The organism is Deltaproteobacteria bacterium (assembly GCA_021737785.1).
Classification (GTDB): domain Bacteria; phylum Desulfobacterota; class DSM-4660; order Desulfatiglandales; family Desulfatiglandaceae; genus AUK324.
The window spans coordinates 13,851-30,710 of the sequence record JAIPDI010000034.1; the positions used below are offsets into that span (position 1 = coordinate 13,851).

Consider the following 16,860-nt stretch of genomic DNA (forward strand, 5'->3'; position numbering starts at 1 on the left):
GCGGAGGTGCGCTCGGTCTGATTGAGAAAGAAGTGGAAAGAAAGGGATTCGCTCCTATTCAAGGGCCAAAGAGTGGCGAAAACGGAGGAGAAAGCAGGAATTCCCAAATCCGATTCCTGTGTAACAGGAATTCCCTGTTCCGCTTTGGCAGGGATTTTGATACAGGCCATTCATGTGATGCTGAATGGAGAAATACTTGATGCCTGGAATCCGGTAAGGACTTCAAGGATATGGTATTTTTCGATGAGGAGAGAGCAAACAGATCAAGAAATGGCAAGCGTGGGGAGAGAGTGCCTCCCCACGCTCCAGTATGCGGAATTGACAGTTCCGAATTTACCCTGCGCCGGGAAGACAACAGCGCTGCATCGCTCTCCTCAAATTGATAATCCGCCGGATTCCGGCCAAACGATTTTTCTATTATTTGTCTCACCCGGAGCAGGGTTAACATACAAATAGGATCGCAGGAGGTCGAACGTCCTCCCTAAAAAAGTTTTCAGGAATCTGCGGATTTTCTTTTCCCCTAACCCGAATCCTTTTTCCTTGACTCGCAGGCCTTATTTCCCTATAGTCCCTGCCTGAAAAAGGACTTTCGGCCCCATGCCCTGCAGCCGGCGTAAACGATCACTTCGTCCCCAAGAAGTGTTGAGCCGATAAAAGAGAGATAGACCGGCCGGATGAACTCCGGTCAACGCCTGTTTCGGTTACAGGCGCTTTCTTTGTCATAGCAGGTGGATGGTTATATCTTTTGATTCTCAATCCTGGAGGGGACCCTATGAAGGTATTGGTCACGTATTTTTCCGAAACAGGGAATACTGAAAAGCTGGCAAAGGCCGTTTTCGAGGCGGTCGAGTCGTCTAAAAAGGAGATCCTGCCCGTTCAAGAGGTGACCGGAATTGACGGTTATGACGTCATTTTCATCGGGTTTCCGGTCCATTCCCACAATGTGCCCGGCAAGGTTGAAGCCTTGGTGAAAAAGCTCCCCGAGGGACAGAAGGTAGCCTATTTTGCCACGCACGGATCCCTGAGGGGAGGAGAGCTGGCGGTTACCGCTTTTTATCACGCCTTAAACCTGGCGAAGAATGCGGTAATTTTGGGAACGTTCGGCTGCCGGGGAAAGGTTAAACAGCAGATCATCGATGCCCTCATGGAAAAGCTTGAGCACCGGGCCTGGGCCCAGGAGGCCCAAAGCGCTACGGGTCACCCGGACGAGGCCGACCTTGAAGATGCACGGGATTGGGTAGAGAGAATGATCATCAAGGCCCGTGCCCGCTAAGTAGATCCGTCTTTATCAGAAAAACGATCCGATAAACAGCCCCTCAGGGACGATCCGTCGTTCCAGGGGGGACCCCGTCCTCATTCCACCCTCTCTCCCTGTAGTAATCCGTCAGGAGGCGGTCCATCTCCTCCTCGGTGATGATCTTCTGCGTTTCGGGGAGGACCTCCGTGCAAAACCGCCTGGGAAGCCTGTCTCCTTCGGCCGTAAGTCCCTCCCGGATATTGAAGCGCCGGGTTGCGCTGCTGATGTTTTGGGCGATACCTCTCATCTCTTCCACATTCAATGCACGGCCTGTGACCGCCCGGATGAGGAAGGACAATTCTTCCCAGGGATAGAGATCGCGATAGAACCGGCAGACGATCAGGGTGTCCATAATGATCAGCCGGTCTTCCCATTCGGCAAAGAGCGCGGCCTTGCCATCGATCTCATCCGGGTCGATAATTCCAGAGAGTTCCGGTTTGTAAAAAGTGGCCCGCAGATGGCACGCCCCCCGGGGGGAACTGCCGTAGGCAAGCCCCATCCCTTTGAGGACCCGGGGGTCGTATCCCGGAGGTTCCATCCCCTTGATGTGGATCGCCTGATCCTCCATCCCCCATTCCCTTGCCGCGGTCTTGATCCCTCGTGAAAGGAGGTCACCGATTCCTCGTCGATAGGCCATATCCTTCAGGAGTCGGGCGATCTTATCCGGTTCATTGTAGTCGATGTCATAGTCGATCCGACCCTGCCGTGCCGCCTCTATGGCAAAGGCCGCCAGGTTGCCTGCACTGATGGTATCCATGCCCAGCCGGTCGCAGATATCATTGAGATGGGCGATTTCCTCGATGCTGTCGACTTCGCAGAGACCGCCGAAGGCATAGATGGTTTCATATTCCGGACCTTCGATTTTGAGACCCTGGTGGCGGCCCTCTCTGACCACCGAGAGCCTCCCGCAGGCAATAAAGCATTTGAGGCATGCGTTAGGCGTCACATGAAGGCGTTTGTGAAAGGCATCGGCGTTGATACTCTCCCTGTGGGCGGCTTCTCCTTTGTGCCAGTAACGGGTCGGAAAGCTGCCCACACGGCTCATGGTATCCACCATCATGGGCGTCCCCTTAGTCTTGTAGGCCAGGACTCCCGGATCATCCTTCGCCTTCCGGCCGAGATCCTTTGCATATTGCCGGACACGTTCCGGATCTGCCGTTTCTTTCTTCTGATTTCCCCAAAAAGCGATGCCTTTAATCTTTTTGGATCCGAGAACCGCGCCCACTCCGGTGCGGCCGGCGCTACGCCAGTAATCGTTTTCAATCACTGAAAAGAGCACGCCGTTCTCTCCCGCCGGTCCTATACAAACGACCCCGCATCTCTGTGCATTCTTTCGATTTTTCCGGATCCACGCCTTGATCTTATCTTCGGTTTCAAAGGTATCGAGTCCCCAGAGGTCCCGGGCATCATGAAAAAATGTGCCGTGATCCGAGACCTCCAACCAGCAGGGGTCTTGGGATGCGCCGTGGAGCATGACCGCATCAAATCCGGTCTTGGATATGTAATCGCCCACGGTTCCCCCTGAATAGGATTCCGAGTAAAATCCCGTCTGGGGAGATTTGGTGTAAATCCCGTAACGGCAGGACCCCCAAACGGGTGTTCCGGATACAGGGCCGGTGGCCAGAATCAGATGATTTTCCGGGCTCATCGGGTCCACCCCTGTGGGGTTGTTCTCCAGAAGGAGATGGGTGGCGAGGCCCTTTCCCCCCAAGAATTTTTCAAGGATATCTTCGGATATGGGCTCGATCTGTTGGCCGTGACCGCTAAGGTCGAGTTTCAGGATTTGGTTGTAAAAGCCTTTCATGGTGTCTGCTCCCGTACCAAGTACATATTCGGGTCCGATGGGGGCGCCCCCACGAGATCATTGCACTGCGTTATTAGGCCCTTGCGTCCTCTGGGACTTGGGTGAAACCTGTTTGGTTGCGGCTGTCAGGCCAGCTTCGTATAGGTATGCCGCAGATAGGCGAATATCACAAGGAAAAAAATTTAAAAGGCATTGAACTTAGGGATGAAAAATCAGAGGCTTTGCTCGACGGGGATAATGGATCCGGCTGAAATGGCATTAAAGAACATCCGATGAACACAATGTTGAAAGATGAAATAACAGACAGAGCAGGGGGCCGGCTACTGCAATTATTATTACGTCATTTCAAAAATCATGCTCAGCGTACGATATATCAGCTTTGCGGCCAGTAAATCAGGGGCCTTGTTATCGGGGTGCGGCAGGAGCTCCACCACATCCATCCCCACCACGTTTTTTTCCTTTATCACCCACATCAGCAGGTTGAGGAGGGTGTACCAGTCGAGCCCGCCGGGCTCCGGGGTCCCGGTAGAGGGCATGATGGAGGGATCGAAGACATCCAGATCGATGGTGATATACACATTCCCTGTCAGGGCATTCAGCAGATTCGGAACAATATCAACGCCGGCCATGATGTCATGGGCAAAAAAAATCCGTTCCCGTTTCAGGCCGGCGCATTCGGAGATATCCATGCTTCGAATCCCGGCCTGAACATAGGGGCATAATTCTCCGATCCTGGCCATAACGCATGCGTGATTGTACCGGCTTCCTTCATACGACTCCCGCGTATCGGAGTGGGCGTCGAATTGCAGGACCGAAAGGTCGGGGAATCTCTCCGCTGCCGCGCGAACCAGGCCCACTGACACCGAATGCTCCCCACCGACGCCCACTACGAATTTACGATCTTCCAGAAGCCTTCCGGCACGTTCATAAACAGCCGCTGTCATCTGCTCCGGGCTGTCCGGACAATCGACAGGCGCCATGGTCACAATCCCGCGTCTGAAGACCTCTGCGTCTGTCTCGATATCGTATAACTCCATGTGGGCGGAGGCCGCTATCATGGCCTGGGGGCCGAGGTCAGCGCCCTTCATCCAGGTGGAGGTGCCGTCGTAGGGAATGGGCAGTATTGCCACCTTTGCGGTTTCATAACGGCAAAAATCGTCGTCCAGCGCTCCAAAGGCGCCGGTGGTCATAACGGATGTCATAGGAAGCAATCAGGCTGCCTGTTGATATGTTGCTGGAAACTCTTCGCCCCGTTCGTATGTATGCACGGAAGGCGATTTTGATTGGAAAAATTGTATAATATAGTCTTTGGCGTTGTCCACGTCAAATGGCTTGCACGAGAACAGATCCACAAATACAAAATTCTTTTGAGGATACGTATGAAGGGAAATGTGACTTTCTGCGATGATGGTTACGCCGGTGATTCCCGCATCTTCCGGTATGCGCGCGTTGTACCTGAAGACATATGGCTGGGTTATCTTTGTCATGCCAATCTTTTCCGGCAGGTCGTTCAAAAGATTAAAACAGGCATCGAGATCATTCAGGATGTCAGGGTTGCACTCACCCAGATCCAGCATTAAGTGGGGGCCGTATCCGTTTATTGTCTGGTTCATCTTGCATAAATCCTCCTTTTAAATTATTAATTTTTACATGTTTACAGGGTGGCGTCCACAACGGTTTTCTTGATGTTCACCGCCTGCAGGGAAGGCCGGAGAACGATACCTCCCCTTGATTTGCCTGAATCATAATAAGGGGGAAAACGATCAACTCCCGCAATAAAGCAAGAGACATGCCGTCTACTCAGCCCGGGTTCGCGCGAACAGGGACGACTTGGGTGAAAATTCGTTTTTGGAACGTTTTTCCAAGGACTTATAAAACCGGTCATTTAGATTTGCCCGTATTTTTCCGGGAGGTGAAACCCGCCGGGATAATATGAAACAGGTCTAAATCGGAACTTGAAATTCCGATATCAAACCGGTAGTATAAGGTGCCTCGTAAAGGAGAAGATCCGATCGGACTTAACGTGTTGAAAGAAAATGGATTCGGCAGGATAAGAAGTTTGGGTTCCGATATTCTGCTCTGCGGAACTCGAAGTTCTACTTAAGTGTTGAAGGAAGCGTTGATTGCCTGCCACCGGTGATAATTGTGAAAAAACATGGGCAGTTAAGCGATCATGGTGGAGTCACAAGGCATGGGTACCAGGCACAAGGAGTATCCAGAATCGTATCCAGCAAGGCATGTGCTCAATGGAGCCAAATCGGCTTAGAATACCTGAATTCAGTCGCCGCTGTTAAAGATCAGAGGTCACGGGCCGGACGCCTCATGGTCAGAAAAGTCAGGGGCCCCGGCATTCGGATATCGAAATCATCCAATACGCAGTATCCAGCATCCAGCATCCGGTAAGTGGAGTAAAATATGAAATCCATCCTTGTTATTTCAAGCGAACAAACGGTTTTTGACGCGATCCATTCCTGCCTGCATTCGGAATACAGAATTCAGTATGCCGAGACAAAGAAGATCGGCCTGGAGGTGCTGGGTGAAAAACCTTTTGATCTGATTTTTGTTGATCTGATCCTCTTGCGGGGGGGAGGAAACAGGAACGGATACAAGGAATGGCTGCGACCGTTCCTGCAACTTCATCCCACCATCGAAATTATTGTGATGTCTTCCCAGGAGATGATCCGGGAGGCTGTCATGGCGGTAAAGGCCGGCGCCAGCAATTATTTGACCTATCCGGTGAATGCTGAACAGGTAAAATATGTCACAGAGGATATTCACGAATACATCATTGTCCAGTCGGAACTCGACTATCTGCGGGATCGATTTTGGCAATCGGACTCATTCGAGGTCCTGCACACGGAATATCCTCGAATGGAAGCGGTATTCGATAAAATAAAATCGGTTGCACCCACCAGGAGCACGGTGCTCTTTGTCGGCGAAACCGGCACCGGGAAGGGGGTCATGGCGAGACTTGTCCACAGACTCAGCAATCGAAAAGACGAGCAGTTTATCAGCGTACACTGCGGCGCCATTCCAGATACCCTGTTGGAAAGCGAGCTGTTCGGGCATGAAAAGGGCGCTTTTACCGGAGCTGTTCGGAGAAAGCTGGGCAAATTTGAAATTGCGCGGGGAGGAACGATTTTTCTCGATGAGATCGGCACGATTACGCCCTCGGCACAGATCAAGCTGCTCCAGGTGCTCCAGGACGGCACGTTTCAGCGCGTAGGATGCGATGATACCACCAAGAGCAATGTGCGGGTCATATCGGCGACCAATATGGATCTGAAAAAAATGTGCGATGATGGTCAGTTCAGAAGAGATCTATATTATCGCTTGAATGTGTTTCCCATCGAGTTGCCGCCCCTGCGGGAACGGATAGACGACATCCCCTCTTTTGCGGAAGCCTCTTTGAAAAAACTCAACAAATTCCTCCAGAAAGGGATCCACCATATCCATCCCAAGGTCATGGATGCCTTCCGGGCTTACGAGTGGCCGGGGAATATCAGAGAATTTGAAAATCTGATGGAACGGGCCTACATTCTGGAATCCTCTTCGGTGCTCACTCCGGGAGGCTTTCCTACCGAGCTATTTGAACCGGAATCCCGATCCCCCAACCTATCGTTCGATGCGGGGCTCAATCTGTCAGAAGTAAGGCAGCGGGCGGTTGATTATGTAGAGGAGAAATATCTGAAGGAACTGTTGGGTAACAATAAAGGGAGGATCAACGAAACTGCCCTCGCAGCGGGGATTACGACCCGACACCTCCACAAATTGATGAAAAAATACAAGCTTCGAAAAGAAGAGTTCAAGGGATAGAGCGATGTTCAAGATCCCACGGATTCCTGTTGGGAGTCTGTGGGCCGGAATCAGACGTTCCGATTTGATTGGAATATCGGAACCCTAATGTCTTTGTTCAAAAAATTTCTACTATTTCAATTAATTAAATTTCTTTCTTTCTTTTTTGGGAAGATGCTATCCGGACCTTTTGGCCTGAATCAGAATTGCCAATTCCGATTGTTCGAGGGCATGAGATCCTGATTACTACGGGAAAACCGATACTTTCAATTTTGGCATGACCATTGCTTCACTGAACGTCATGTTATCTGATTCGGACGATAGGCATCCTGCCGAATATCCTGCTGACGCAGAAAACCTGCGGCCCCATCTGATCACCATCAGAGGGATTGTTCTTCCTATTGATTGGGACCGGAAAGGGAATGTCGCGGCCATGGCGGTGTCTACGTATGACGAGGATGAATACCTGGTTGAAAGGGACCAAAACGGGGCGGCCCTGGAGGCCTTCATGCGAAAAGAGGTGGAGGTCGTCGGCTTTGTAAGAGAGGCGGAAGGCAGGCAGATCATCACTGTTAAGGGGATGCAGCCCCATTCAGGACACCATGTACCGGAAAAAAGCGGAAACGGGCGAAGCCGCCGTTAGCGCGCCCGGGCCTTTTACACCTCCTGCGGTTTACACCCAACACCAGCCTACTGTTGTTTGCCATGAATGATATGACCCTTGTATGTATCCAGTGTGGAAATTCGTTTGTCTTTAGTGCGGCGGAACAGGCGCGGTTCCTCGCCTTGGATTTTGCCAGCCCGAGACGTTGCCCGGAATGCAGGAAAAAGAAAGCAAAAAGAATCGAGGACGGCGAAAAATGGGACAAGGATGACAGAAAAAGACGAGTGCTGAGGCGCAAACGACATTCCTTTTATGATGATGATGAATGAGTGGCGATGAAAAGCCCTCTCCATGCAGAGATGCGAAGGGTTTCTCCGATGTGGTGATCCCTTGATCCAGTCTGTGATCCCCTCGATCCGACCACAGACGTCGCGTGGCCGTACCATCCGGGAGTATGCGGCGGACATATGGAATGTGCGACCGATGGAACCGTAGGACGGGATACTCTGGATGCTCGACAGCGGAGACCCGTCAAAGCGGAGCCCAGATCCCGCAGAATGCGGGATTACCGGTTGGGAGATGCTGGGAGGGTGTTCTTTTCTGAACTTTGTCGTCTGACTTCCGACCTGGCCGATCTGATTCAAAGGATGCCTCCCCCGAGCCCCTGTTTCAGGGACTCGGAGAGAGGAACTTTTCTTAGTACATATCCTCGGGCGGCATGGCCGGCTGAGGAGATTTCTTTTTCGGCTTTTCAGCGACCATGGCCTCGGTGGTCATGAGAAGGCTGGCCACAGAGGCCGCATTCTGGAGGGCGAACCGGGTCACCTTGGTGGGATCCATGATCCCCGCCTTCATGAGGTCCTCGTATTCACCGGTCTCCGCATTGAAACCGAAATTGCCTTTGCCGTCTTTTACCTTCTGTACCACCACGGACCCCTCAAATCCGGCATTGTTGGCAATCTGCCGGACAGGCTCTTCAAGGGCCCGTTTGATGAGGTTGATGCCCATCTGGGCCTCGCCGGGGAGTTGGATTTTTTCCAGGGCCTTGAGGCAACGAAGATAGGCCACACCGCCCCCTGCGACAATTCCCTCTTCCACGGCCGCGCGGGTGGCATTCAATGCATCCTCCACCCGGTCCTTCTTTTCCTTCATCTCCATTTCAGTGGCTGCCCCCACATTGATGACCGCCACGCCGCCGATGAGTTTGGCCAGGCGCTCCTGGAGCTTTTCACGATCATAGTCACTGGTGGTCTCTTCGATCTGGGCCCGGATCTGCTTAACACGACCCTCCAGTTCGGCGCGGGTGCCTTTCCCGTCTACAATGGTGGTGTTGTCCTTGTCCACGGTGATGCGCTTGGCGCCCCCCAGATCGTTGAGGGTGATGTTCTCAAGCTTTATCCCCAGATCTTCACTGATCACCTGCCCGCCGGTCAGGACCGCCATATCCTCCAACATGGCCTTTCGCCGGTCGCCGAAACCAGGCGCCTTGACCGCTACGCACTGAAGGGTCCCGCGAAGCCGGTTGACCACCAGGGTGGCCAGGGCCTCCCCCTCAACATCCTCTGCGATAATGAGGAGGGGTTTTCCCATCTTGGCGATCTGTTCGAGGATGGGGACCAGATCCTTCATGTTGCTGATCTTCTTTTCGTTGAGCAGGATGTATGGATCTTCCAGGTGGGCCTCCATCTTTTCCGCGTTGGTGACAAAGTATGGAGACAAATATCCGCGGTCAAACTGCATCCCTTCCACGATATCGAGAGACGTTTCCATGCTCTTGGCCTCTTCAACCGTGATAACGCCCTCTTTCCCTACCTTTTCCATGGCCTCCGCGATGACCTCGCCGATGGCCTTGTCATTGTTGGCTGAAATGGTGCCGACCTGGGAGATCTCCTTTTTGTCTTTGGTGGGGTTGGAGATCTTCTTCAGTTCCTCAACCACTAACGCTACGGCCTGGTCAATGCCGCGTTTGATGGCCATCGGATTCGTACCCGCGGCCACCAGCTTGGAACCCTCCCTGTAAATGGCCTGGGCCAGGATGGTCGCTGTGGTGGTGCCGTCCCCGGCGACATCCGATGTCTTGGAGGCGACTTCCTTCACCATCTGGGCCCCCATGTTTTCAAACTTGTCTTCCAGGTCGATCTCCTTGGCCACCGTTACCCCGTCTTTTGTGGATTTGGGAGACCCCCACGACTTCTCGATGAGCACGTTTCGTCCCTTTGGACCCAGTGTCAGCTTTACGGCGTTGGCCAGGGTATCCACGCCCTTCATCATCTTTTCTCTTGCCACCCCACTATATTTGATCTCTTTTGCACTCATGTTTCAATACCCTCCTCCAGAGCTATTCCACGATACCCAGGATATCGTCTTCCCGCATGATAAGATGTTCTACCCCGTCGATTTTGATCTCATTGCCCGCATACTTGCCAAATAGGATTCTGTTGTTCTTTTTTACAGCCATGGGAATACGATCGCCCTTCTCGTTGACCTTTCCCGGACCGACGGCAATCACCTTTCCCTCCTGCGGCTTTTCCTTCGCCGTATCGGGAATGATAATCCCTCCCTTAGTCTTTTCACCCTCATCGATTCTGAGTACCAATACCCTGTCGTTCAACGGCCTGATCTTCATGAATGACACCCTCCTTTTCCAGATTCTTAAAAAAATGGGGAAAAGTCTTCCGACGCTCCCGTCATTGGTTATCGCAACATTCTGCAAACCTTCGGTTTGCAAAATAACCATTTGAAATCATTAAAATAATTAATATAAGACCCTACAAAGTTAAGTATTTGTGGCCAATTGTCAAGGATGCCCCGGCATTTTTGATATACTGATTTTTTTGCTTGGGAGGGGGACGTGAAAAACCCGGAAAAGCTGAATGCGTCGCAGTTGGATCAACGACAGAAGGCTGTCTGCCGGCAGGGGGTGTATGTCATTAAAATGGCGGAGAGAGAGGGATTCGAACCCTCGGTGCAGGTTTCCCCGCACACTCGCTTAGCAGGCGAGCGCCTTCAGCCGACTCGGCCATCTCTCCGCAAGGCTGTCTGATCTCTTACCTCGCCCTTGACTTATAGGACATCTGAAGGCATTTTGCAAGCTTTCGTTGCGACAATCTGTCTCTTTTCATGAAGCAAAAAATGGTCGCTTCAAAAACATCTTTTCATGGGGCAGCGCTCATGATGACCCACAGCATGGATGATCATTATGGAATTCAGACGGTTTTGTAGCCTTCCAGCGCCCTTTCAACTGCTTCTATCTCATCTTCAAGGGCCTCTATGGCCAGGACCTGATGAGGCCTGACCGAATGGGCCGGGAGGGCCGCTTCCCGGTCTTTGAGATCTTCCCGGAGTTTCCGAAGCCTTTGCATCAGCTCTTCCTTTTCCTCTCTAAGTTCCATCTCCGCCCTCCTTACCTGTTCAACAAAGCCTCTTACCTTGTCGAAATCCTTTTTAAACCGGATCGGGTTTGATTCTTCGGCCAGCTGGTTTGTCTGGGTGCAGCTGTCAGCCCCCGCAGGCCGGACGGCCAGGATCGCGTCACAGACATTTCCAGGAGACAGACCTCCGGCCAGGATAACCGGGATATCGCTTTGACGCACCAGTGCGCCCGCCAATTCCATATCCGCGGTTTGGCCGGTTATCCCGATATATCCCTCCACAGGCGCTTTGCCCAGCCAGGTATCTGTCAGGAAGAGATCCGATGTGGTGTGGAGGGCCTTGGCTATCTCAAGGGAGGGAAAGCCCGGGGCATCACCCTTTTTGGGCACCGGGATGGACCGGACAATCTTGACTTCCGGGAATCTGTCTTTTAACGCTGTCTGAAATCGGATGAATGCATCCAGATTTTTGGGCGTACCCGCCGAATCCGTAAGGCTGTCGCAGAAATGGATGAAGTCCGGTTGGTAGTAATCGATGGCCCGGTAAACCGTATCCCTGTCATGGAAGAGAGGGATCAGACTGCTCCTGGCATCTGAACTCCTGGACAACCGGACCGTTTCCCGGAGCAGAGGGACTCGCCACTCATCCTGGCTCAGGATCACGCTTCCGATATGGGTTACCCCCAGTTCAATGCACCTGTCAGCCTCCTGGGGCGTCTGGATTTCGTATATTTGGATGATCATGGGTCTCCTGTTCCAAGACGTGTCGATGCCTATCGTCCGCTACACGTGAGCCCACAGGGATCGCAGGGCCGGACTTTTCCATGCCGGGCTTGAGTATGACGAGCTCTTGGGCGCTGCCGATGAACGATCAATTATAATCAAATCTGATACGATGTCGATCTAATTTATGGGTTTTGTGGCCTCATCCTTGGTGTGATCTTCCGGCGGCGAAGAGATGATCCTTCTGAAATGTGTGGCAATGCTTTAGTCCCCATTGCCAAGCTTTCTGTCATCAAAAACAAGAAAAATTGCCATCCTTCCACTTCACACTTACCCTTCCGCCATTCCGGCACGATTCCGGCCGGAATCCAGAAATGCGGGGGACTGGATTCCGGCTAAGGGCATGCCGGAATGACGGGACACCACACAAGCCGTTTTGGTTGCGGTTATCCGCCTCAGCGGGATATTTCATTGATATCCACATCATTCTGCTGTATTCTCTCAGAAAAAAGCCTTAATTATCCCTTTCGATGTAAAGGGGTCTCTTTATCCGGCGCTAGCCGATAAGCGACATTTTGTTAACCTCTCAGAATTTTGGAGGATCATATGACGGAAGACCTTTTCAGACGGTTGCAGCAGCGACTTGACCAGTATTCAATGGGGTTCCCGGCTACCGAATCCGGGATCGAGATGGAGATCCTGAAAGAGTTGTTCAGCGAGGAAGATGCCGAGGTGTTTCTCCATCTCACCCAGAGGCTGGAGACCCCTGAGGCCATCGCCCGGCGTCTGGACCGGCCGGTTGAAGCGATGGCGGTCCAGTTGGACCGGATGGCCGAGCAGGGGCTTCTGTTTCGATCGCGCAAAGGGGATGTCGTCAAGTACGGGGCCATTCCGTTTGTCCACGGACTGTTCGAATTCCAGGTAGCCACACTCAACCCTCGCCTGGCCGGGCTGGTTGAAAAGTATATGGAGGAGGGGTTCCACGGCGCCATCACCAGGGGGGCGGCCGCCTTTTTGCGGACGGTCCCGGTGCAACGCACCATACAGGTCCTGAATCATGTGGCCCCTTACGAAGACGCGGCCGAGATCCTCAGGAATGCGGGCAGGGTGGTGGTTACCGATTGCATCTGCAGAAAGCAGAAGCGATTGGTAGGGCAGGGGTGCGACCGGCCTTTGGAGGCCTGCTTCATGTTCGGCTCCATGGGCCAATACTATGTGGATCGGGGTATGGGGCGCGAAGTCAGCGCGGACGAGGCGATCCGGATACTCACGAGCGCCCAGGAGGCCGGACTGGTGACCCAGCCGGCCACGGCCCAGAATCCGGGAGGGATGTGCAACTGCTGCGGCGACTGCTGCGGGGTCCTCACCTCTCTGAAACGGCATCCCAGACCTGCTCAAATGGTCTTCTCCAACTATTTTGCCGAGATCGATCCGGATCTGTGCGTCGGTTGCGAGACCTGTCTGGAGCGCTGTCAGATGGACGCCATTCGGATGAATGAGGAAGGGACGGCAGAGATCAACCGGGATCGGTGCATCGGGTGCGGTCTGTGTGTGGTTGCATGCCCTGAAGAGGCATTGCAGCTGGTGCTCAAACCGGAGGGTGAGCGTCGCACGCCCCCGGCGACCGGCTTTGAACAGTTGGCCTTCATGGCCGAAACAAGGAGGGCGGCCTGAGGAGATGCGCATTCTAATCTGCGATGACATATTTCCGGCCATGCTGGAAATCCTCACCCGCCTTCTTCCGGAGGACGAGATCCGCTGTTGTCCGCAGGAACAGGTCCCCCAAGCGGTGGGATGGGCCGAGATTCTCATCCCTTCCATGACGCGGATCACATCCGATATCATCGGGACTGCACCGGATCTGAAACTCATCCAGCAATTCGGGGTCGGCCTGGAGGGCGTAGACATCCGTTCGGCCACGGCAAGGGGAATCCTTGTGGCCAATGTTCCAGGGAGCCAGGCCCCGGTCCACGCTGAATGCACCGCCGAAGGGGGTGTCTTTTTGATGATGGCCTGTTCCCGGCGCTTCAAGTCCGGCCAGCAGGCCATGGGTCGGGGGGAGTGGGGAAGACCTACGGGCCAGGCCCTCATCGAGCGGAAGGCTCTGATCATCGGCCTGGGCGCGGTAGGCCGGGCCCTTGCCCGGCGTCTGGTGGCCCTGGGGATGAAGGTGACAGGGATTGAGCTTTCCCCGCCCCGGGGGTTGGCGGAAGAACTGGGCCTGGTGCAGGTGGCAGGGCCGGAGCGCCTCGATTCTCTCCTTGCCGAGACGGACTTCCTTGTCTCGGCCGTTACCCTCACCCCGGAGACACGGGGCATGATCAATTGTTCGGTGTTCGCCCGGATGAAACCGACTGCCTATGTCATCAATATCAGTCGCGGCCCCATCGTAAACGAAGAAGACCTGTATGCCGCGGTTACTGAGGGAACCATCTCAGGGGCAGGTCTGGACGTCCTGAACAGCGAACCGCCCGCTCCCGGGCACCCGCTCCTCAATCACGAGCGTATCGTGGTGACCCCCCATACGGCCGGGGTTACGGAACAGTCTTTCAGCGCCCTGGGCCATGCGGTTGCAGGAAATATTGTAAGGCTGAAACAGGGGAGGCCTGTAGAGAATACCATTTCAGTATAAAGAAGAACTTTTTTAAACCGTCTCCCCAGCAGTTGACGAGGGTTGCGCCGCTTCTCCTGTCGCACCCCGGCGCATCCATTGGGCAATCGCCATCCTCTCTTCGGTTTCCCATTCAGGAGAAAGACGGCTTTTGATAAAGGAGAAATAGATCAGATCCATTGCAGATATGGCCTCCTCCATCAGAAATGCCTTTTCATAAAAAAGACCGTCCGGGTCCTCCTTGCTGTCATTCATGACCTTGGGGGTCTTAAAAGATCGGAAGTTCATCCAGGTGGAATCCAGGGTAAAGGACCACTGGTTGTCGCCCATGGCCATCTTGACGGTGGCGTGACGGATCTCCTTTTCTTCGGCCAATGCAAGACGGGCCTCTTTCATGCTCAAGGCCTCTCCCGTACAGGTGATGGTCTCCACCCCCCGCTCGGTTTCCGACTGGAGGGTGATCTTTCCATCCAACCAGAGTTCGGCCGTTCCCTTATCGCCCAGATCGAATATACCATCCTCTGTCTCTGACTTGAACCAGAGCCAAAGGAGGAATTCCCTTCCCAGAAATTCTGTCTTTCTCACTCTATCCAGGAGCTGCATGGCTATCGGTCCTCCAGAAAACGGGAAGGGCTCAACCCATCCAAGAGATTGCGGGGAGCGCCCTCTGTTACAAGATACAAATCTCCAAGGGTATAGGGGCAGATCGCCTGGAGCTGAAGATTAAACGTGTTAAGAAACCGCTCCGCAAATTCGTCGCAGACCCGGGTGCCGGTGCATCCGAATACGACAAGACCGGTGGTGTAGTTCCAGACCATGTCATAGATCCTGGCAACAGGGATCGCCCGCTTCAGGAGGCGGAGTCTTACGGCCTCCTTGATATCCGCGCGACGGCTTTTCGGCAGGAACTCAAGATTTTCCTCTTTCTTGATCTTTTCTTCGGCCTCCCTGCAGTATTGTTTCAGGGCCGTGGGGGGGATCTTTCTTTCGTCGATTCTGAGGGACACGGCAATATAGGGTTCTTTGAGAAACTCGATCCCCGCAAAACGGTTGTCGAACATATCCATTATGTTCACCCAGCCCGTTGAACGTTCATCTATCGATTTTTCGTCCAGGTCCCTGAAGGCATATCGAGCGACATTTTCAGAAAGCGTTTCCTTGAAATTCTGCGGAAGCGTCTTCTCTGCCATATATCTCGTAAAGCCTGCGGACCCGTGCATCAGACCCATCGGTTTTCCTTTCCGGAATTAATATGTTTACTCAAATAAATAAGTTGCGAGATTTCTGAGGATATGATATTTTCTAAACAGGTGGGATGGTGAACTGCGAGTCCAAGTACCGGGATCGGGTCAAAGTCCTGGGGCGTCAGGACATGTTCGTTAAGAACCTCTAATCCTGTTGTCAGGAGCGCCGACCGATGTGCAGCGCCATCCCACCACCATTTCCAGCAGTGCCTCAATGTGCAGACGCGTAGACGGATGCCGCGGCGTCCAGCGCCCCGGTTCCTACGCTGACGCCCTGGGCCTTGAGGATGGTTTCCAGGGCCGAGAGGAAGAGGAAGACATTCCTGCGGCGGGAGGCATGCCCCATCAGGCCCACCCGCCATACCTGTCCTGCCAGGGCGCCCAGGCCCCCGCCGATCTCCATACTGAAGTCATTCAACAGGGCCTTGCGGACCTTCAGGTCATCCGCGCCGTCCGGAATGCGGACGGCGTTGAGCATCGGGAGTCGTTCCCCTTCTGCCACCAGCATGGAGAGTCCCATGGCCTCGACGCCGGCCACCAGGGCCCGATGATTCAACAGATGACGGGCAAACCGGGTCTCAAGCCCCTCTTCCGCAATGATGCGGAGGGCCTCCCTCAGGGCGTAGATCATGTTGATGGGAGCCGTATGGTGATACTTCCTGTCCGCTCCCCAGTAACTGCTCACCATACTCATGTCCAGATACCAGCTTGTCACCGGGCTTTTCCGTTCCTGGAGAACCTTCAAGGCCGCAGGGCTGAACGAGACGGGGGAGAGGCCGGGGGGGCAGGAGATGCACTTCTGGGTCCCGCTGTAGGCCGCGTCAATGCCCATCCGGTCCAGGGCTACCTCCATGCCGCCGAGGGAGGTCACCATATCCACCAAAAACAGGGCCCCGGACGCCTTGGCAATGGATTGGAGGTCTTCCAGGGGCTGGCACACGCCGGTGGAGGTCTCGGCATGGACCACGGCAAGGATCTTGGGCTGCCTCCCCTGCACGGCCTGCCGGACCATCTCGGGATCGATGGCCTTGCCCCATTCCGCGTCCACCCGGATGAGTTTTCCACCCAGGCGATTGACAATGTCGGCCATACGGGTCCCGAAGACGCCGTTCACACAGACAACCACCTCATCTCCCGGTTCCATCAGGTTGACAAAGCAGGTCTCCATGCCGGCACTCCCGGTCCCTGAAACCGGGATGGTCAACGCATTCTCTGTCTGAAAGAGAAAACGGAGCAGTCGCTGGGTTTCATCCATGATGGAGAGAAAGACCGGATCTAAGTGGCCGATGCAGGGGGCGGACATGGCGTTTAAGACACGTGCGGGCACATCGCTGGGGCCGGGACCCATCAGGACCCGTTCGCCCGGATCAATATCTCTGAAATCATTCGCATTAAGACTCATTCTGACCTC

Annotated in this window: 16 protein-coding genes and 1 tRNA gene; 7 read left to right on the forward strand and 10 right to left on the reverse strand. The window is 53.9% G+C overall.

Annotated elements, in window-relative coordinates; all coding sequences use genetic code 11:
- Positions 1 to 21 precede the first annotated feature (21 nt).
- Together K9N21_16250 and K9N21_16255 are read left to right on the forward strand one after the other, a co-directional pair.
- The gene (locus tag K9N21_16250) at positions 22 to 456 is read left to right on the forward strand and encodes a hypothetical protein (protein MCF8145469.1); all 435 of its coding nucleotides are present in this window, start codon (positions 22 to 24) and stop codon (positions 454 to 456) included.
- A gap of 316 nt (positions 457 to 772) precedes the next feature.
- On the forward strand, positions 773 to 1,273 hold the full coding sequence (locus K9N21_16255) for a flavodoxin family protein (protein MCF8145470.1): 501 nt from the start codon (positions 773 to 775) through the stop codon (positions 1,271 to 1,273).
- Between the two features lie 43 nt (positions 1,274 to 1,316).
- Here the strand turns inward: K9N21_16255 and K9N21_16260 are convergent, their stop codons facing one another.
- The 3 genes from K9N21_16260 to speD all read right to left on the reverse strand — a co-directional run bounded on the left by K9N21_16260 (position 1,317) and on the right by speD (position 4,714).
- Positions 1,317 to 3,101 (reverse strand): aldehyde ferredoxin oxidoreductase family protein, encoded by a 1,785-nt coding sequence (locus K9N21_16260; protein ID MCF8145471.1) that lies wholly within the window; start codon positions 3,099 to 3,101, stop codon positions 1,317 to 1,319.
- A 335-nt stretch (positions 3,102 to 3,436) separates the two neighbouring features.
- Positions 3,437 to 4,291 carry an agmatinase gene (speB, locus tag K9N21_16265; GenBank protein ID MCF8145472.1) on the reverse strand — a complete coding sequence of 285 codons (855 nt, stop codon included), beginning with the start codon at positions 4,289 to 4,291 and terminating at the stop codon, positions 3,437 to 3,439.
- Between the two features lie 21 nt (positions 4,292 to 4,312).
- Positions 4,313 to 4,714 carry an adenosylmethionine decarboxylase gene (gene speD, locus K9N21_16270; GenBank protein MCF8145473.1) on the reverse strand — a complete coding sequence of 134 codons (402 nt, stop codon included), beginning with the start codon at positions 4,712 to 4,714 and terminating at the stop codon, positions 4,313 to 4,315.
- A gap of 802 nt (positions 4,715 to 5,516) precedes the next feature.
- On the opposite strand from speD, the gene K9N21_16275 reads away from it, so the two are divergent.
- The 3 genes from K9N21_16275 (at position 5,517) to K9N21_16285 (ending at position 7,829) form a co-directional block, all read left to right on the forward strand.
- Positions 5,517 to 6,917, forward strand: a complete 1,401-nt coding sequence (locus tag K9N21_16275; GenBank protein ID MCF8145474.1) for a sigma-54 dependent transcriptional regulator — start codon at positions 5,517 to 5,519, stop codon at positions 6,915 to 6,917.
- 256 nt (positions 6,918 to 7,173) lie between these two features.
- Positions 7,174 to 7,539, forward strand: coding sequence for a hypothetical protein (locus K9N21_16280; GenBank protein ID MCF8145475.1), 366 nt, complete (start codon positions 7,174 to 7,176; stop codon positions 7,537 to 7,539).
- Positions 7,540 to 7,601: 62 nt separating this feature from the next.
- Positions 7,602 to 7,829 carry a zinc-ribbon domain-containing protein gene (locus K9N21_16285; protein MCF8145476.1) on the forward strand — a complete coding sequence of 76 codons (228 nt, stop codon included), beginning with the start codon at positions 7,602 to 7,604 and terminating at the stop codon, positions 7,827 to 7,829.
- Between the two features lie 367 nt (positions 7,830 to 8,196).
- Here K9N21_16285 and groL read toward each other — a convergent pair whose 3' ends face one another.
- From groL to K9N21_16305, 4 genes are all read right to left on the reverse strand, one after another.
- A complete protein-coding gene (gene groL / locus K9N21_16290) occupies positions 8,197 to 9,816 on the reverse strand; it encodes a chaperonin GroEL (protein ID MCF8145477.1) in 1,620 nt (539 codons plus the stop codon).
- 22 nt (positions 9,817 to 9,838) lie between these two features.
- The gene (gene groES / locus K9N21_16295) at positions 9,839 to 10,126 is read right to left on the reverse strand and encodes a co-chaperone GroES (GenBank protein MCF8145478.1); all 288 of its coding nucleotides are present in this window, start codon (positions 10,124 to 10,126) and stop codon (positions 9,839 to 9,841) included.
- A 310-nt stretch (positions 10,127 to 10,436) separates the two neighbouring features.
- Positions 10,437 to 10,529: transfer RNA gene (locus K9N21_16300), tRNA-Ser, on the reverse strand.
- 177 nt (positions 10,530 to 10,706) lie between these two features.
- Positions 10,707 to 11,615 (reverse strand): hypothetical protein, encoded by a 909-nt coding sequence (locus K9N21_16305; GenBank protein ID MCF8145479.1) that lies wholly within the window; start codon positions 11,613 to 11,615, stop codon positions 10,707 to 10,709.
- A gap of 585 nt (positions 11,616 to 12,200) precedes the next feature.
- Between K9N21_16305 and K9N21_16310 the strand changes: the two genes are divergently transcribed.
- Together K9N21_16310 and K9N21_16315 are read left to right on the forward strand one after the other, a co-directional pair.
- Complete coding sequence (locus K9N21_16310; protein MCF8145480.1) at positions 12,201 to 13,268, forward strand: 4Fe-4S binding protein; 1,068 nt, start codon at positions 12,201 to 12,203, stop codon at positions 13,266 to 13,268.
- Between the two features lie 4 nt (positions 13,269 to 13,272).
- Positions 13,273 to 14,226, forward strand: coding sequence for a 2-hydroxyacid dehydrogenase (locus tag K9N21_16315; protein MCF8145481.1), 954 nt, complete (start codon positions 13,273 to 13,275; stop codon positions 14,224 to 14,226).
- A 12-nt stretch (positions 14,227 to 14,238) separates the two neighbouring features.
- On the opposite strand, the gene K9N21_16320 is transcribed toward K9N21_16315, so the two are convergent.
- From K9N21_16320 to K9N21_16330, 3 genes are all read right to left on the reverse strand, one after another.
- On the reverse strand, positions 14,239 to 14,808 hold the full coding sequence (locus K9N21_16320) for a hypothetical protein (GenBank protein ID MCF8145482.1): 570 nt from the start codon (positions 14,806 to 14,808) through the stop codon (positions 14,239 to 14,241).
- Positions 14,809 to 14,810: 2 nt separating this feature from the next.
- Positions 14,811 to 15,434 (reverse strand): recombination-associated protein RdgC, encoded by a 624-nt coding sequence (gene rdgC / locus K9N21_16325; GenBank protein MCF8145483.1) that lies wholly within the window; start codon positions 15,432 to 15,434, stop codon positions 14,811 to 14,813.
- A 226-nt stretch (positions 15,435 to 15,660) separates the two neighbouring features.
- A complete protein-coding gene (locus K9N21_16330) occupies positions 15,661 to 16,797 on the reverse strand; it encodes an alanine--glyoxylate aminotransferase family protein (GenBank protein ID MCF8145484.1) in 1,137 nt (378 codons plus the stop codon).
- Positions 16,798 to 16,860 lie beyond the last annotated feature (63 nt).

Bases quoted from the DNA above. Each gene is read 5' to 3' on its own strand.
- rdgC (MCF8145483.1), bottom strand. From the start codon at position 15,434: ATGGGTCTGATGCACGGGTCCGCAGGCTTTACGAGATATATGGCAGAG.
- speB (MCF8145472.1), bottom strand. From the start codon at position 4,291: ATGACCACCGGCGCCTTTGGAGCGCTGGACGACGATTTTTGCCGTTAT.
- groL (MCF8145477.1), bottom strand. From the start codon at position 9,816: ATGAGTGCAAAAGAGATCAAATATAGTGGGGTGGCAAGAGAAAAGATG.
- K9N21_16315 (MCF8145481.1), top strand. From the start codon at position 13,273: ATGCGCATTCTAATCTGCGATGACATATTTCCGGCCATGCTGGAAATC.
- speD (MCF8145473.1), bottom strand. From the start codon at position 4,714: ATGAACCAGACAATAAACGGATACGGCCCCCACTTAATGCTGGATCTG.
- groES (MCF8145478.1), bottom strand. From the start codon at position 10,126: ATGAAGATCAGGCCGTTGAACGACAGGGTATTGGTACTCAGAATCGAT.
- K9N21_16260 (MCF8145471.1), bottom strand. From the start codon at position 3,101: ATGAAAGGCTTTTACAACCAAATCCTGAAACTCGACCTTAGCGGTCAC.
- K9N21_16255 (MCF8145470.1), top strand. From the start codon at position 773: ATGAAGGTATTGGTCACGTATTTTTCCGAAACAGGGAATACTGAAAAG.
- K9N21_16305 (MCF8145479.1), bottom strand. From the start codon at position 11,615: ATGATCATCCAAATATACGAAATCCAGACGCCCCAGGAGGCTGACAGG.
- K9N21_16275 (MCF8145474.1), top strand. From the start codon at position 5,517: ATGAAATCCATCCTTGTTATTTCAAGCGAACAAACGGTTTTTGACGCG.
- K9N21_16320 (MCF8145482.1), bottom strand. From the start codon at position 14,808: ATGCAGCTCCTGGATAGAGTGAGAAAGACAGAATTTCTGGGAAGGGAA.
- K9N21_16310 (MCF8145480.1), top strand. From the start codon at position 12,201: ATGACGGAAGACCTTTTCAGACGGTTGCAGCAGCGACTTGACCAGTAT.
- K9N21_16330 (MCF8145484.1), bottom strand. From the start codon at position 16,797: ATGGGTCCCGGCCCCAGCGATGTGCCCGCACGTGTCTTAAACGCCATG.
- K9N21_16285 (MCF8145476.1), top strand. From the start codon at position 7,602: ATGAATGATATGACCCTTGTATGTATCCAGTGTGGAAATTCGTTTGTC.
- K9N21_16280 (MCF8145475.1), top strand. From the start codon at position 7,174: ATGACCATTGCTTCACTGAACGTCATGTTATCTGATTCGGACGATAGG.